10 protein-coding genes are annotated in these 14,957 nt (G+C 70.0%); 7 read left to right on the top strand and 3 right to left on the bottom strand.

The window, feature by feature from the left end; translation table 11 throughout:
* Positions 1-76 precede the first annotated feature (76 nt).
* On the bottom strand, positions 77-508 hold the full coding sequence (gene mraZ / locus ACIQF0_RS22465) for a division/cell wall cluster transcriptional repressor MraZ (RefSeq protein WP_360048099.1): 432 nt from the start codon (positions 506-508) through the stop codon (positions 77-79).
* Positions 509-913: 405 nt separating this feature from the next.
* On the opposite strand from mraZ, the gene ACIQF0_RS22460 reads away from it, so the two are divergent.
* The 3 genes from ACIQF0_RS22460 to ACIQF0_RS22450 are packed head-to-tail and all read left to right on the top strand — an operon-like array spanning position 914 to position 5,713.
* The gene (locus tag ACIQF0_RS22460; protein ID WP_396426017.1) at positions 914-1,966 is read left to right on the top strand and encodes an AAA family ATPase; all 1,053 of its coding nucleotides are present in this window, start codon (positions 914-916) and stop codon (positions 1,964-1,966) included.
* A 2-nt stretch (positions 1,967-1,968) separates the two neighbouring features.
* Positions 1,969-3,234, top strand: a complete 1,266-nt coding sequence (locus ACIQF0_RS22455; protein WP_401032128.1) for a DUF58 domain-containing protein — start codon at positions 1,969-1,971, stop codon at positions 3,232-3,234.
* Between the two features lies 1 nt (position 3,235).
* Positions 3,236-5,713 (top strand): transglutaminaseTgpA domain-containing protein, encoded by a 2,478-nt coding sequence (locus ACIQF0_RS22450; RefSeq protein ID WP_401032125.1) that lies wholly within the window; start codon positions 3,236-3,238, stop codon positions 5,711-5,713.
* Between the two features lie 67 nt (positions 5,714-5,780).
* On the opposite strand, the gene ACIQF0_RS22445 is transcribed toward ACIQF0_RS22450, so the two are convergent.
* On the bottom strand, positions 5,781-6,176 hold the full coding sequence (locus ACIQF0_RS22445; protein ID WP_401032122.1) for a DUF3040 domain-containing protein: 396 nt from the start codon (positions 6,174-6,176) through the stop codon (positions 5,781-5,783).
* Between the two features lie 282 nt (positions 6,177-6,458).
* On the opposite strand from ACIQF0_RS22445, the gene ACIQF0_RS22440 reads away from it, so the two are divergent.
* Positions 6,459-6,965 carry a hypothetical protein gene (locus ACIQF0_RS22440; RefSeq protein WP_401032119.1) on the top strand — a complete coding sequence of 169 codons (507 nt, stop codon included), beginning with the start codon at positions 6,459-6,461 and terminating at the stop codon, positions 6,963-6,965.
* Entirely contained in the window at positions 6,965-8,503 is a 1,539-nt protein-coding gene (locus tag ACIQF0_RS22435) for an alkaline phosphatase D family protein (protein ID WP_401032117.1), read from the top strand. The genes ACIQF0_RS22440 and ACIQF0_RS22435 overlap by 1 nt, the downstream gene beginning before the upstream one ends.
* A 154-nt stretch (positions 8,504-8,657) precedes the next feature.
* Here the strand turns inward: ACIQF0_RS22435 and ACIQF0_RS22430 are convergent, their stop codons facing one another.
* The gene (locus tag ACIQF0_RS22430; protein WP_401032114.1) at positions 8,658-11,813 is read right to left on the bottom strand and encodes a S8 family serine peptidase; all 3,156 of its coding nucleotides are present in this window, start codon (positions 11,811-11,813) and stop codon (positions 8,658-8,660) included.
* A gap of 270 nt (positions 11,814-12,083) precedes the next feature.
* On the opposite strand from ACIQF0_RS22430, the gene ACIQF0_RS22425 reads away from it, so the two are divergent.
* Together ACIQF0_RS22425 and ACIQF0_RS22420 are read left to right on the top strand one after the other, a co-directional pair.
* Positions 12,084-13,589: a M48 family metalloprotease gene (locus ACIQF0_RS22425; protein ID WP_401032112.1), complete on the top strand. Its 1,506-nt coding sequence runs from the start codon at positions 12,084-12,086 to the stop codon at positions 13,587-13,589.
* A gap of 18 nt (positions 13,590-13,607) precedes the next feature.
* Positions 13,608-14,708, top strand: a complete 1,101-nt coding sequence (locus ACIQF0_RS22420; protein ID WP_401032109.1) for a DUF4034 domain-containing protein — start codon at positions 13,608-13,610, stop codon at positions 14,706-14,708.
* The last annotated feature ends 249 nt before the right edge of the window (positions 14,709-14,957 follow it).

Raw genomic sequence — 14,957 nt, 5'->3', positions numbered from 1 at the left:
ATTCTCGAGCGGACCGAGGCCTCACGGCACCCGAATCGCGTGTGGAACATCCGGCCTGTTGCTCGGCTGACCGCCATCAGAAGACGCCCGGAATGACCTCCTCGCGAGCGGTGGCGTAGCCGTCCTCGTGCTCGTCGAGATAGGTCTGCCAGGCCGCCGCGTCCCAGATCTCCATCCTGGTGAACGCGCCGACGACCACGCACTCCTTGGTCAGCCCGGCATACCGGCGCAGTTCCGGTGCGATCAGGACGCGGCCCTGACCGTCCGGACGCTGCTCGTCCGTACCTGCGAACAGATAACGCTGATAGGCGCGTACGGCGTCGTTGGTGAACGGCGCCTCGGCGACTTTCTTCGCCATCAGTTCGAACTCAGCCCGGGGAAACACGTACAGGCAGTGGTCCTGGCCCTTGGTGACCATGAGACCTCCCGCCAGTTCGTCCCGGAACTTCGCAGGCAGTGTCAGCCGACCCTTGTCGTCCAGGCGCGGGTAGTGAGTGCCGAGGAACATCGGCAGCCACCTCCCTCACCGGGCGACGGACCGGCAGCGGAGCCCCCGTCTGCCCCACCGGCCGCCACAGTACCCCACTTTTCACCACAGTCAACGTTGAAACAGGTGTCCACACAGCATGTCGTGACACATTTTCCCAGGTAGACGCCGTGGGGCAGCGTGGGGGGACGGTGGGGGAGCTGGTCAGTCACCACCTTCGCGGGTGAGGGTTCAGCCCGGATTTAGCACTCGAACGGCCTAGAAATTTCCGCCAAAACCGAGAGTTGCGGCGAGTTGGTGGGGGAAGGTGGATGCTGGTGGAGCGAACCCGATGTAGCCCGCAGGTGTAGGGCACTTAGCCGTGGTTTGACACACTGCGTGAAACGCTCACACGTCCGTGTTCCGGACACGGCTGCTGGAGGTTTAGTGACGCCGGGAAGCCCAAGCGCGAACAGTCATGCGCCGGTCGATCAGATTCTGGGAGAGTTGCACGGCGCGGTCCAGCGGATCGCCGCCAACGTCGAGCGGGTGCTCGTCGGTAAACCAGACGTGGTCCGCCTTGCGCTCGTGACGCTGCTCGCCGAGGGGCACCTGCTGGTCGAGGACGTGCCGGGTGTCGGCAAGACCTCGCTGGCGAAAGCGCTTGCCCGTTCGATCGACTGCACCGTGAGCCGAGTGCAGTTCACGCCCGACCTGTTGCCGAGCGACATCACCGGCTCCTCCATCTACAACAGGCAGGAGAACGACTTCGAGTTCCGGCCTGGACCGATCTTCGCGAACATCGTCGTCGGCGACGAGATCAACCGCGCCTCCCCCAAGACGCAGTCCGCGCTGCTGGAGTGCATGGAAGAGCACCAGGTCACGGTCGACGGCAACACGTACCCGCTGGGCTCGCCGTTCATGGTGATCGCGACGCAGAACCCGATCGAGATGGAGGGCACCTACGCCCTTCCGGAGGCGCAGCGCGACAGGTTCACCGCGCGCGTGTCGATCGGGTACCCGGACCCGCAGGCCGAGCTGGCGATGGTCGACGAGCACGCGGGTCACAACCCGCTCGACGACCTGCGGCCCGTCTCGGACGCCGCGCAGATCCTGCGGCTGGTCGAGGCCGTGCGCCGGGTGCACCTGTCCCCCGAGGTCCGCCGGTACGCCGTCGAACTGGTCTCGGCGACGCGCCGTCTGCCGGAACTGCGACTCGGTGCCTCGCCGCGGTCCACGTTGCACCTCGTCCGCGCCGCACGCGCGCAAGCCGCGCTGGCCGGTCGTGACTTCGTGGTGCCGGACGACATCCACGCGATCGCGATCCCGGTGCTGGCCCACCGGCTGGTGCTCACGGCCGAGGCGCAGGCCGCTCGCCGGTCCCCCGCCGAGTTGATCAGGGCGCTGCTGCAGCGGGTGCCGGTGCCGACGGCGGCACTCGACCCGAGCGCGGCGTTCGTCCGCAGCATGAACAACAACAACGCAGGGACGCCACGCTAACGATGCGCACCGCACTCTCCGGTCTGACCACACGCGGAAGATGCTTGCTGGCCGCGGGGTTCGCCGCCGGAGTGTGCGCCGCCGTGCTGAACGAACGCGACCTGTTGCGGGTCGCCGCGTTCGTGATCGCGCTGCCCCTGCTGGCCGCGTGGCTCGCGACGAGGGCTCGGGTGGGGTTGCACGCCGCCCGGTTCCTCGCCCCGAGCCGGGTGCCGGTGGGTGCGGCGTCCGAGGTGAAACTCGACCTGCGCAGCACCGGTCGGCTGCCCACGGGCGGGCTGATGCTGGAGGACACGGTGCCGTACGCCCTGGGCGCGCGGCCGCGGTTCCTGGTGGAGCGGTTGCCCCGCAACACGCCGACGACGTTGCGTTACCCGCTCAAGCCGGTGATGCGCGGCGTCCAGCAGGTCGGTCCGCTGATGGCGCGGATCACCGACCCGTTCGGACTGGCCGAGTTCGACCGCGAACTCGCGGGCCGGTCGCGGCTGGTCGTGGTGCCGCGGGTGGTGCGGCTGTCCGGTCTGCCCGGCGGTTCCGGCATGGGCGCTGGCGACGACGGCTCGGTGCGGCTGCGGGCCGGTCAGGGCGAGGACGACGCGGTCGTGCGGCCGTACCGGCAGGGCGACGACCTGAGGAAGGTCCACTGGCGGTCCACGGCCCGGCGCGACGAGCTGATGGTGCGCGTCGAGGAACGTCCGTGGCGCGGCGGCACGACCGTGCTGCTCGACCACCGGGTGCACGCGCACCGCGGTAGCGGCCCCACGGCGTCACTGGAGTGGGCCATCTCGTTCGCGGCGTCGATCTGCCTGCACCTGCACCACTTCGGTCACCAGGTGCGCCTGGTCTCCGAGGACGGGCGGGTGCTCGCGGGCGGGTCGTCCGAGGGCGGGCACAGCGACCACGTGGTGCTGGACTCGCTCGCCGCGTTGCAGGGCTCGCACCGCCGTGAGCTCACCGGCGGGATGGACCCCGGCGCTGGCCAGGAGGTCATCGCGGTGCTCGGCGGACTCTCGCCGGCGTCGGCGGAGGAGCTGATCCGGTACCGGCCGCGCGGGATGCGCAGCATGGCCGTGCTGCTGGACGTGAACGCGTGGGCGGGCGGCACGGACTCGGCCGCTCCCGAACCCGAGGACGCCCGGCGGTTGCTGAACGGCGCGGGCTGGGGCGTGGCGATCGCGAAGCCGTCCGCGTCGATGCAGCAGGTGTGGCAGGAGTTGTGCGCCTCGGCCGGTAACCGGGGTCCGTCGGTGCGCTCGGAGGTGGGCTGAGATGGGGACCCGTTCCGCTCCGGCGACGAGAGGGACCGAACCCGAGTGGTTCACCTCGGCGACGCCGTGGATCGCCGCGCTGGCCGTGCTCTGCGCGTCCACCGCGCTCTCCGGTGTGATCGAGGGCGACCTGTGGCTCGCGCGGATCGGCGTGGTGATCGTCGCGATCACCGTGACCGGCGCGTTCCTGCGAGCGACCCGGCTGACCCCACCGCTGGTCGCGATCGCCCAGGTGTTCGTGCTGTTGTGCCTGCTCACCGCGTTGCACACGCGGTCGGGCATCTTCCTGTTCATCCCCGGCCCCGAGGCGTTGGGCGAGCTCGGCGACGTGCTCGCGGACTCCGTTGCGCAGGTGCAGACCGGGGTTCCGCCGGTGCACGCGTCACCGGCGATCCAGGCGCTCGTGGTGCTGGCGATCGGCCTGGTCGCGGTGCTGGTCGACACGCTGGCCGTGGCCGCGGCGGCTCCGGCGGCGTCCGGGCTGGTGCTGCTCTGCGTGTTCGCGGTGCCCGCGTCCCTGGCCGACGAGATGCTGCCGTTCTGGACGTTCATCCTGGGCGCGGCGGCGTTCGCGATGCTGCTCGCGGTCGACGGCCAGCACCGGCACGAGGCGTGGCGCGGCCGGCTCGGTTCCGGGTCGGCGAGCGGGTCCGGCGGGTCCGCGACGTCGGTGGCGGCGATCGCGATGGTGATCGCGCTGATCGTCGGCGCGGGCTTCACGCTCGTCGGCACGGTCGGCAGGCTGCCCGGCAGCGGCGCCGGTGGCGGCGGCAAGGGCGGCATCGGCCTGAGCGAGATGACGTCGCTGCGCGGCATGCTCAACCGCGGCCGGACGGCCGAGGTGTTCTACGTGCGCGGCATGACCGACCCGATGTACATGCGGGCGTCCACGCTGGCCCAGTACGTGCCGAACAAGGGCTGGGAACGCGGCAGTCCTCCCGGCGGACAGCCCGCGCGCGGTGAGCTTCCGCCGCAGCCGGGCGACCGCGGCGAGGGCAAGACCACCCGGATCAACATCGAGCCGCGCGACTGGCGGAGCTTCTGGCTGCCGACCTACGGCGCCGTCCGCCGCATCGACACCCCGGACGACGACTACCAGTTCGACCCGAAGAAGGGCGTGATCTACACCCAGCGGGAGCGCGAACCGGAGTCGTACGAGATCGACACGGTGATGTCGACGCCGACGAAGCAGGCGCTGCGGCTGGCACCGACCCAGGCCAACGCGGTCGATCGCGAGTACTACAAGTTCGACGGTGTCGAGCAGGAGGTGGTGGACCTCGCCAAGAAGACCGTCGAGGGCGCCACCAACGACTTCGACAAGGCCGCCGCGCTGACGGCGTTCTTCAACAGCCCCACCAGCAACTTCAAGTACCAGCTCGAGACCAAGGGCGACGTCACGACGGACGCGCTGAGCGACTTCGTGCTGCGGAGCAAGGTCGGCTACTGCGAGCAGTTCGCGTCCGCGATGGCCGTGATGGCCCGCGTCGTGGGCCTGCCGTCGCGGGTGGCGATCGGCTTCACCGCAGGCGTGCCGTCCGCGGACAACGCGTACCGCGTGATCAGCACCGACGACGCGCACGCGTGGGTCGAGATCTTCTTCCCGAACTACGGCTGGATGACCTTCGACCCGACCCCGGTCTCCGACGGCCGCGGCATCGTCCCGCCGTACCTGCGCGAGACCGCGCCGGGCCAGGAGGAGCAGCCGACCGCCGAGACGACGGCGACCTCGGTGGCGCCGTCCGCGACCGGTTCGGCCCAGGCCTCCACCTCGCCCGACGGCACCGACGGCGACCAGGGACTGCCGCAGGCGGGTTCCGAGGGCCCGCAGCCGTGGCACCTGTGGGCGTTGGGGGTGGTGCTGGTGCTGGCGGCGTTGCTGTCGATCTTCCTGGTCCTCGCGCTGCTCGGCGTGGTCGGCGCGGGCCTGATGGGCGTGTCGTGGGCGCGCAAGCTGCTGATACCGGCCGCGGCCGGGCTGTGGCTGATCGGCGTGGGGCTCGCGGCGGCGTTGCTCTCGTGGTGGCTCGCGGTGGTGCTCGTGATCGCCGGGGTCGTGTTCACGCCGTTGCTGGTGCGTGGCGTGCGACGGCGCAACCGGCTGCACGCGGTGACGGCACTCGGTCCGGGTGCGGCCACGGCGGCGTGGAGCGAGCTCATGGCGGAGTCGATCGACCGCGGCGCGCCGGTGCCGGCCGCCGAGACGATCAGGCTCGCCGCTCGCCGGTTGGCGCGCGAGCACAACCTGGACGACGCGGGCAAGGACGGGCTGCGGCTGGTGATCGGGGCGATCGAGCGGTCCTGGTACAGCCCGAACCCGGCCGCCGACCCGGCGTTGCCCGGTGCGCTGGCCGCGGTGCGACAGTCGTTGCGACAGAACGCCCCGCTGTCGTTGCGGGCGAAGCTGTTCCCGAAGTCGGTGCTCAAGCCGACGCCCGCGCCGATGGCCGAGACGCCCGACCGGGAGCCGGTCGGGGTGTAGGTCCGTGGCATGACGATGGGCCCGCTCCCTGTTCGGGGGCGGGCCCATCGCTTTGAGGCTTGGTCGGTTACTGCTCTTCGTCGAAGCGGCGGCGGAAGCGCTCTTCCATCCGTTCGGAGAACGAGCTGCGGCTGCGCGCGGGCTTGCCGTCCTCCTGCGCTCCTTCGGCGACCTGGTCACCGCGACGCAGTGTCGTCAGGGTGATGAGCACACCGAAGAACATGAGCAGGAAGCCGAAGACGCTCACCACGGGGATGCTGGCGATCGCGAGCTGCGGGAGCATCACGCCGGTGATGAGCGCGGCCACGCCGACCACGAACAACGCGATGCCCTGCACGCGGCGTCGCTTGGACGGCCGCCGCAACTTGGCGCCCCGTACGGTAGATGCGAACTTCGGGTCCTCGGCGTAGAGCGCGCGCTCGATCTGGTCGAGCAGTCGCTGCTCGTGCTCGGAGAGTGGCATCGTTCCTCCTCCGGCACAGCGGTCGCGGGCGCCGGGTGTTTTCGGTTTCCGCCGAACCCGGCGGACGACCCACCCTGGGGACGTCACCTTCCAGGATACGATCCGCGCGCCCCGGCGACTACCCAGTCGGCCTTCTCATACGGTCTGATCTGTCACCATCATCCTCCTGGGGCAGCGGTGAGGCCTTCGTGAGGCTCTCTCAAGCCCCTTGTGGCCTTCCGTTCACACCTCGTTCGGCCTCGTGATCCGTCCGGGACAGCCCCGCTTGCTCGGATCAGTGCCATGACCGAACTCATCGTCAACGGCGCCGCCGAGCAGGGCCTGACCGGCTGGCTCGTCGTCGCGGGCGCCCCCGTCGTGCTGCGGTACGACACGGGCCAGGGGTATCCGGGGCCCGGTGATCCCGGTCCGGCGCGGCGCGGCTCGTCGTTCTTCGGCGGCGGCGACACGCCACTGAGCACACTGCGACAGAGCGTGACATTGCCGCGCAGGCCGTCTCAGTTCGCCGTGTCCTGCTGGCTCGGCGGCTACGCCGCGCAGCAGGACGGGGCCCGGCTGTCGGTCGAGTTCCTCGATTCGGGCGGCACACCGCGCGGTCTCGTGGTGCTCGGACCGGTGACGGCGGAGGAGCGCTCCGGTCGCACCGGCCTGCTGGAGCGCTCTGCCCGAGGCACGGTGCCGCCGGGGAGCCGGACGGCGGTCGTGACGCTGCAGATGACCCGATCCGGTGGTGGTACGTCGAACGACGGCTACGCGGACAACATCTCGTTCACGGTGGAGGCCCGCTGATGCTGAACCGACGTGATCTCCTGCGTGCCGCGGCCGCCGCCGGCGCTCTCGGCACCGTGTGGCCGCTGTCGGCCGGCCTGTCCCCCGCGCAGGCGCACGCCGCCGCTCTCGACCTGGGCGCCTCGTGGGATCCCGCGCCGTTCACGCTGGGCGTCGGATCCGGGGACCCGTTGCCGGACAGCGTGATCCTGTGGACGCGGCTCGCTCCCGAACCACTGGCGTTCGAGCAGCCGCTGCCCGAGATCGTCGAGGTCGAGTGGTCGGTCGCGCTGGATCGCACGATGCGTTCGCGTATCGCGTGCGGGACCGTCGCGGCGTCGAACCTGTTGGGGCACAGCGTGCACGTGCCCGTGCACGGCCTCCGTCCCGGCCGCACCTACTACTACCAGTTCTCGGCTTTGGGCAAGCGTTCTCGCGTCGGCCGCACGCGCACGGCCCCGGTCGGCCCGGTTTCGAAGGTCCGTTTCGCGACGGCGAACTGCCAGGCGTTCCACGACGGCTTCTACGCGGCACATCGCGGAATCGCGGCCGAGAACCTGGACTTCGTCGTGCACCTGGGCGACTACATCTACGAACACGGCCAGGTCGGCGGCACGCACGTGCGTGATCACGAGGGCCCCGCCGTGCTGTCCCTTGCGGACTACCGGCGCCGCCACGCCTTGTACAAGGGCGATCCGTCACTGCGCGACGCCCACGCCGCTCATCCCTTCTTCCTCACCTGGGACGATCACGAGGTCGCCAACGACTACAGCGGCACCGACGGCTCCGCGCCGTTCGTGAAGCGCCGGGCCGCCGCGTACCAGGCCTGGTACGAGCACCTGCCGATCCGCGCTGGGAGCGCTCTCGAGCCGCAGATCCACCGCAACCGCCAGTGGGGTTCGCTGCTCGACCTGACGGTGCTGGACCTGCGGCAGTACCGGTCCGCGCAGAACGTCGCCGGCGGCACGATCCTGGGCGCCGAGCAGAAGAAGTGGCTGCTGGACGGCGTTTCTTCCGCTCGAGAAGCCTGGCAGGTGTGGATCAACTCGATCATGCTGTCGCAGCTCGCCCGTACCGGCGGCGGCTACTACTTCACCGACCAGTGGGACGGGTTCCTCGCCGAACGCCGCGAGGTGCTCGGCCACGTCGCCTCGGAAGGCCTGAAGGACCTCGTCGTGCTGACCGGCGACTGGCACTCGGCGTTCGTGGACGACATCCGGCCGGACTTCGACGACCTCTCGTCGCCGGTGATCGGCACGGAGTTCACCGCGCACTCGGTCACCTCCGGCGCCTACTCGCCGGAGTGGAACGCGGTGAACGGGCCGGTGATGGGGGCGGCGAACCCGCACCTGAAGTACTTCGAGGGCAACAGGTACGGCTACGACGTGTACGAGGTGACGCCGGAGCGGTTCACCACGCACATGAAGGTGATCGGGGACCGGCGGGACGCGGCGTCGCCGGTGTCGACGCTGACCACGTTCCACGTCGATCGGGGCAAGGCCGGGAGCTACGAGGACCCGGCGACGGTGGGCTCGCCCGCGCAGTACCGGCGGCCGTGAGCCCGCTCCTGAAAAGTGTCAGACCCGCTGAGTAAGCTCGGATTCGGGGGATCCCAGGCCCCGTGAGGCCGGAGGGTGGATCCCCCGAATCCAATGCTAGTCAGCGGGTCTGACAGTTCTGGCCCGTCAGAACTGATCGGCCAGTGCCGGTCGGTCAGCTCGCGATCTTGTAGGCGTGGATGATCGTCACCTCGCCGGTGTTGCCGGCCGCGTCCGTGGTCTTGGCGCGCAGCGAGGCGAACTTGGCGTTCTTCGGGTGGTGCACGATCGCCTTGTCGCCGGCGACCTGCACCTGCTTCCAGGTCGCGCCGTCGTCGAAGGACACCTCGACGGTGACGCGCTTGACCTTCGGCGTGTTCTGCGCCTGCTCGACCTTCAGCGGGACGAGCAGCACCCGGCCGTGCGCGGTGTCCTTGTCGTCGAGCTTGGGCAGGAAGCGGACCACCGTGAGCGGGAGGTGCGTGATGTCGGTGGTGTGCTTGGCCTTGAACGTCCAGGCGCCGCTCACCTTGTTCGACAGCTCCGCGTCACGGCTGTGTTCCATCTCGGCCCGGTAGGTGCCTTCCGCCGCCGGGACGTCGAAGATCGCGGCCGGACGGTCCTGCTCGCCGAGCAAGGTTCCGTTGTGGAACAACGAGGTCTTCGCCGTTCCGCCGTTGAACCTGCCCGCACCGCCGTTGCTGTCGGTGAAGAGCGGCACCCTGACGGCGATCTGGTCCTCAAGCCTCGCAAGGCCGAAGCCGGGCGCCGACGGGACGGACGGGCCGAAGACCGCGGCGCCGAACGTCTGCGAGTACTTCTTGCCGCCCCTGAAGGAACGCGCGGGCGTCTCGGTCGAGTACTCGTTGTTGTTGTCCGGGCCGACTCGGTCGTAGATCCAGCTCCACGTGCCGGTGACGGTCGAGACGAGGTCGATCGCGCGGCCGCCTTCCGGCACCCGCGTGAACCAGCCGAAGCCGCCGCTGCCGTCGTCAGGGTTCGGCATCACGGCGATGCCGTGCTGGCGGCCCTCACCGGCGTAGCGGAAGCTCGTCGTCATCTCGGCGAGCTCGTTCGCCTTGGCGGTGCGCTCGTAGCCGGTCGGCATCGCGTTCTCGGTGTACATCAGGCGATAGCTGACCGGGGTCTTCTCGTCGCGTGGTGTGCCCTGGAACTGCTCGGCGATCGTGGTGGAGAAGCCCGGCGGGGCCGAACCGATCTGCGCGGTCGACACCTGACCCGCCAGTCCGTCGAAGAACGCCCAGCCGTGGCCGAAGGTCCTGCCGGCGATCTGGGTGGAGTAGCCGATGGTGCCGATCATGCCCTTGGCGGCGGCGTCGGGGGTCTTGAGCGCGACCGGCCTGGCGTTGCGGGCGTCGATCGTGATCGACCCCTTGCCGGTCACCTGGAACTTCGGCTGCACCTGGAACGCGACCTTGAAGTCCGGGGTGATGACGGCGCTGTCCACGAGGTACTCGCCCTTGGGCAGGCGGACGTTCTTGGCCAGTCCCGGATAGACCTTGCCGGTCTTGGTGTTGACGAAGACCGTGCTCTGCGACTCGGCCGGATTGCCGTCACTGCCGAGCACCGCGACGGCGGTGTCGTAGCTCTCGACCTCGCGGTTGACGCTCACGAGCGTGCGCAGTCCGTTCGACGCGACGATCGCGCCGCTGTAGGCACCGTCCGGCGCGTTCGCCTTGGTGTCAGCCGTGATCGTGGCCTTGGCCTCGCCGCCGGCGGGGATCGTGACCTTCGCGGGAGACACGGTGAAGAGACCGGCGGGCGAGGGCTTGCCGTCCGGTCCCTTCACGTCCACGCTCAGGTCGAGCGTGACGGGCTCCGTGCCGGGGTTGCGGTAGGTGACGTCGCGGACGACCTTCTGGTCGTCGTCGTGCGGCCACTGCTGCACGCCGAAGTTGATGTTCGCCGGATCGGCGATCACCTGCTGTGCCAGCATCTTCGGCACGTCCACGCGCCCGGTGCCCTGGTCGAACGCCGTCAGCGACGGATTCGCCTTGGCCGACGCCATGACGGTCGCCTTGAGCCGCGCGCCGGTCCAGTCCGGGTGCTGCTGCTTGAGCAGCGCGACGACACCCGCCACGTGCGGCGTCGCCATCGACGTACCGGACATCGAGACGTGGCCCTGCGTACCGGCTTCGGCCGCCACGATGTCGACGCCGGGCGCGGTGACGTCCGGCTTCACCGCACCGTCCGCGGCCGGGCCACGGCTGGAGAACGGCGCGATGCCGTCGTTGCGGTCCACTGCGCCCACGGTCAGCGCGGACTCGGCGCTACCGGGCGAGCCGATCGTCTCCGGGGCGCCTGAGTTGCCCGCCGCGATGACGAACAGCGCGCCGGTCTCCCGGGAGATCCGGTTGACGGCCTCCTCGATCGGGTCGATCTCCGGGGTGTCACCTCCGCCCAGGCTCATGTTGATGACGCTCGCGCCCTGCTCGGCCGCCCACTGCATGCCGCCGAGAATCGCCGACTCGCTGCAGCCGCCGGGCTGGCAGACCTTGCCGTCGAGGATCTCGGCGTCCGGCGCGACACCGCGGTACTGCTCGCCCTTGCTGGCGATGGTCGAAGCGACGTGCGTGCCGTGCCCGACCTCGTCGGTGTTGTCCGGCGAGTCGGTGAAGTTCTTCTCGGCGATCTGCTTGCCCTGCAGATCCGGGTGCTTCTCGTCGACGCCCGTGTCGAGCACCGCGACCTTCACGCCCTTGCCGGTGACACCGGCCTGCCAGGCCGCCGGCGCACCGATCTGCTTGGTGCTGCGGTCGAGCGACACCTTGCGAACGCCGTCCAGCCACACCTTCTCGACGGCGCCACCGCGCAGCGACTCCCAGGCGCTGCCCGACTTCTCGACCGTGCCGGTCACCAGCCCGTTGACCGACCCCTTGGCCGCCAACGCCGTGACGCCTGATCGTGCGCCCGCCGCCGGCCGCACGATCACAGGGACGGTGGTGCGCCGCGAGTCGTCGTAGCCGAACTCGGCCAACGACGTCACGTCGAACAACCTCGGGTCGAGCTTTCCGCTGTCCACCAACGCGATCGCGTCCGCGGGCACCACGTGCTGATGCCCGTCCCGCGTGAAGGTGCGCACCGGGAGCCTGCCCCGGCCCGGACCCGGCACGACCCGCACGACACGGTCTCCCGCCAGCTCCACCCGGTCACCGGTGATCAGCGTGACGCTCCGGTCCCCCTGCCCCGATGACTGCTCACCCGCGTGCGCGACGGCCGTCGTCCCCGTGATCGTTCCGGTGGTGACGAGGCCTGCCGACAACGCGAGCGCGGTGATCCCCCGACGGGCACCTCGCTGTCCTGCTCTCACTGGTCTACCTCCAGCGCTAGATGAGGTGTTGCGTCAGTGACCGTAGGGACACCGAGCGTTACCCCACCTCCATCTGAAGGCCGGAGCTGCACCTGCGGATGTCATCCCGCAGAGGTACGCGGACTGGCCGATCGGCTGGTTGACACACCTCCTGTCGTTTCGGGCCGACCGTCTTTTCGGGATTGAGTCGTGACCGTGCTTTCGTGCACACTTCGTGCTGCCGTCATCTGGGGGCGGCGCCGGGGGCTTTGGGGGAAGGTCGCTTTACTCATGCGTGTTTCGTTGCGTGCTGCCATCTCGGTGGCACTGCTCGTCGGTTTCTACGTCCTCGCCTTCGGGTTGATCGGCGGCCTGCTCGCGCTGGAGACCTACGCCCTGATCGAGCGGCCGTTCGTCGGTGTGAAGCTGGCACTGTTCGTCGTTCCGGCGGTGTACGCGCTGGTCAAGGGCCTGATTTCGCTGGAGCGCCGCGAGCGCGACGAGGTGCCCGGCATCCTCGTCACTCCCGAGGAGCAGCCCGCGCTCTGGGATCTCGTCCGCCGCCTGGCCGCCGACGCGGGCACCCGCCCGCCGGACGAGATCCGGATCCTCGCCGCGGTGAACGCCGGTGTCGCCGAGGACACCCGTTTCCTGGGCCTGCGCGTGCTCCGGCGCAGGATGTTCATCGGTGCACCGTTGCTCACCTCGTTGACCGAGAAGCAACTCATAGCCGTGCTCGCCCACGAACTCGGGCACTACGCCAACAAGGACACGCGCCTCGCCGGCGTCGTCGTCTCGGGTCGTGACGCCATGCTGCGCGCCGGTTCCCACATGAACGCCGAACAGTGGTTCCAGCGCATGATCGCCAAGCTGTTCCGCGGCTACGCCAAGCTGTACCTCCTTGTCTCCCAGGCGATCAGCCGGCGCCAGGAGTTCGCCGCCGACCGCCTCGCCGCGACTCTCGCGGGTTCGTCCGCCGCCGCGTCCGCACTGCGCGAACTGCCGGTGATCGACGCCGCGTGGGACCTCTTCACCAACCGCCACCTGACCGTCGCGTGGGAGCTCGGCTACCTGCCCACGACGTTCTTCGACGGCTTCGCCCGCCTGCGCACCTCCCCAGAACTCCACGAGGAGCTGGAGGAGATCCGCCAGCACCCGCACGACCCGGACCGCGGCCCGTACGACTCGCACCCGCCACTGCGGGACCGCGTCGCCGCGATCGAGGCGCTCGGCCTCGAACCGGAGTCGGGCTGGGGCGACCGCCCGGCGCTGGAACTGCTGACCGACCCGATGCCGTTGCTGGACGCGGCCGTGCTCAGCACCCTGGTGTCCGACGCCGCCGAGAAGGCACGCGTCGACTGGGCCACGCTCGGCCACATCGGCGCCCGAGCCCGCGTCGTGCGCGGCACCCAGCGACTGCTGGAGGCGTCCGCGGTCAAGATGAACCAGCGTCCGTCACTGACCACGGTGCTCGACGCGCTGGACGCCAGCCACCTCGCCGATCTCGGCACTCACCGGCCGGGCAACTCGGGCGCCGGTGCCCGAGCCCGCCGCGAGATGGCCCGCGGCGAAGTGCTGCCCGAGCTGTCCGCGCTGGTGGCACTGGCCTTCTCCGACGCGGGCCTCGCCCGCTGGGAGCTCGACTGGCTGGGACGGACCACGTTCGTCACCTCCTCCAACGACTTCGACATGGCCGAACACCTGGACGCCGCGGTCGCCGACCACGGCAGCACCGAAGGCCTGCGCGCCGCGCTGGCCACAGCCGGTGTGGCCCCCGACTACCGCCCAGCGCACTGAACGTTCAGGAGAAACCCCGTGGTGCTCTCACTTCTCTTCAAGCCCAAGGAACTCATCACCGTCATCCGCCTCATGCGCGAGGCGAAGCGGCTGGGCGTGGAGATCGACGACCTCCCTGCCGACGTGGTGGCGGCACACGTCCTGCCCAAGACGCACCCCGAGCGCTACGGCCTCGTTCCCGACGCCGAGGTGACGACCACCTCGCCGATCGAGGACCTGGCCCTCGCCGCGGTGAAGGACGACGTCCGCGCCGGCAACTGGGAGAACGCCGCCGACCTGGTCACCGCCACCCACGGCGACTGGGACCGCCGCCAGCGCGTGGTGTGGGCCCTGGCCGACCTCGCCGCCAAGGACGACGCCTGGATGGACGCCTGGCAGACCGCCCGCCCAGGTGACCCGCACTGGATCGTGGTGCACGCGATGTCGCTGGTCGCCCTGGCCTGGGACATCCGCGGCAGCGCCACCTCCTCCGAGACCACCCGCGAACAGTTCGACGGCTTCCACCGCGTCCTGTTCGAGGCACGCGAGGCCGCCGGCATCGCCGCCAGGGTGATGCCGGACGACCCGACCCCGTGGAACACGATGCTGACGCTCGCCCGCGGCCTGCAGGTGGACCACGACGAGTTCCGCGCGATCTGGGCCGAACTCGTGTCACGCGATCCCTTGCACCACAACGGACACTCGCAGGCCCTGCAGTACTGGTGCCGCAAGTGGCACGGCTCCGACGAGGAGGCCTTGGCGTTCGCCCTCGAGGCGGCGGCCAAGTCGCCCAAGTTCCTGTCCCTTCCGCTGCACGCCGCCTACGAGGCGGAGAGCACCTCGCCGGACATGTGGAAGTCGCCCGCGGTCGTGGGGTCCCTGGACGCGCTGCTGGCACGGCTCGCGGACGAGGGTGCCGACACTTACGCGCTTCGGGATGACCGCGGGTATGCGATCTACGCTTTGCTTGAGCTGCAGCGGTTCGAGGAAGCCGTGGGGCAGTTCCGGGCTTTGGGGGCGATGGCGGACGCGGGACCTTGGGACTACTTCTCGGACCCTCGGTTGAAGTTCCTAAGCCTGCGGGGGATCGCGGTCAAGGCCGCGGCCAAGGGCAAGGGCGTCAAGGCTCCGGTTCGGTAGGGATGGCTCGCTCCTTTCAGTTAGGGCGACTGGGATTTGCGTCGGGTCGGGGGCTGGGTTCGGGTCTGATCGGGATGGTCGGCTGACGCTCGCGAAGCGTGGGCCGCACGGTGCGGTCCGCCGGCCGGCGGGCGAGCAAGGCCGCAGGTCCGGGGTGACGACCAAGCTCGCGAGCCTTGGCACGACTAGCGACTGACACCTGACAACGTGTTGGTACGGATCGGGTTGATGACTGGACGACCGGCGGGG

The sequence above is a fragment of the Lentzea sp. NPDC092896 genome, assembly GCF_044754905.1.
Classification (GTDB): domain Bacteria; phylum Actinomycetota; class Actinomycetes; order Mycobacteriales; family Pseudonocardiaceae; genus Lentzea.
Note: the sequence above shows the minus strand (reverse complement) of the source record. Positions and strands in the feature narration are given on the sequence as shown.

Excerpts from the sequence above, each read along its gene's own strand:
- ACIQF0_RS22425 (WP_401032112.1), top strand. The coding sequence starts at position 12,084 with ATGCGTGTTTCGTTGCGTGCTGCCATCTCGGTGGCACTGCTCGTCGGT.
- ACIQF0_RS22440 (WP_401032119.1), top strand. The coding sequence starts at position 6,459 with ATGACCGAACTCATCGTCAACGGCGCCGCCGAGCAGGGCCTGACCGGC.
- ACIQF0_RS22435 (WP_401032117.1), top strand. The coding sequence starts at position 6,965 with ATGCTGAACCGACGTGATCTCCTGCGTGCCGCGGCCGCCGCCGGCGCT.
- ACIQF0_RS22450 (WP_401032125.1), top strand. The coding sequence starts at position 3,236 with ATGGGGACCCGTTCCGCTCCGGCGACGAGAGGGACCGAACCCGAGTGG.
- ACIQF0_RS22445 (WP_401032122.1), bottom strand. The coding sequence starts at position 6,176 with ATGCCACTCTCCGAGCACGAGCAGCGACTGCTCGACCAGATCGAGCGC.
- mraZ (WP_360048099.1), bottom strand. The coding sequence starts at position 508 with ATGTTCCTCGGCACTCACTACCCGCGCCTGGACGACAAGGGTCGGCTG.
- ACIQF0_RS22455 (WP_401032128.1), top strand. The coding sequence starts at position 1,969 with ATGCGCACCGCACTCTCCGGTCTGACCACACGCGGAAGATGCTTGCTG.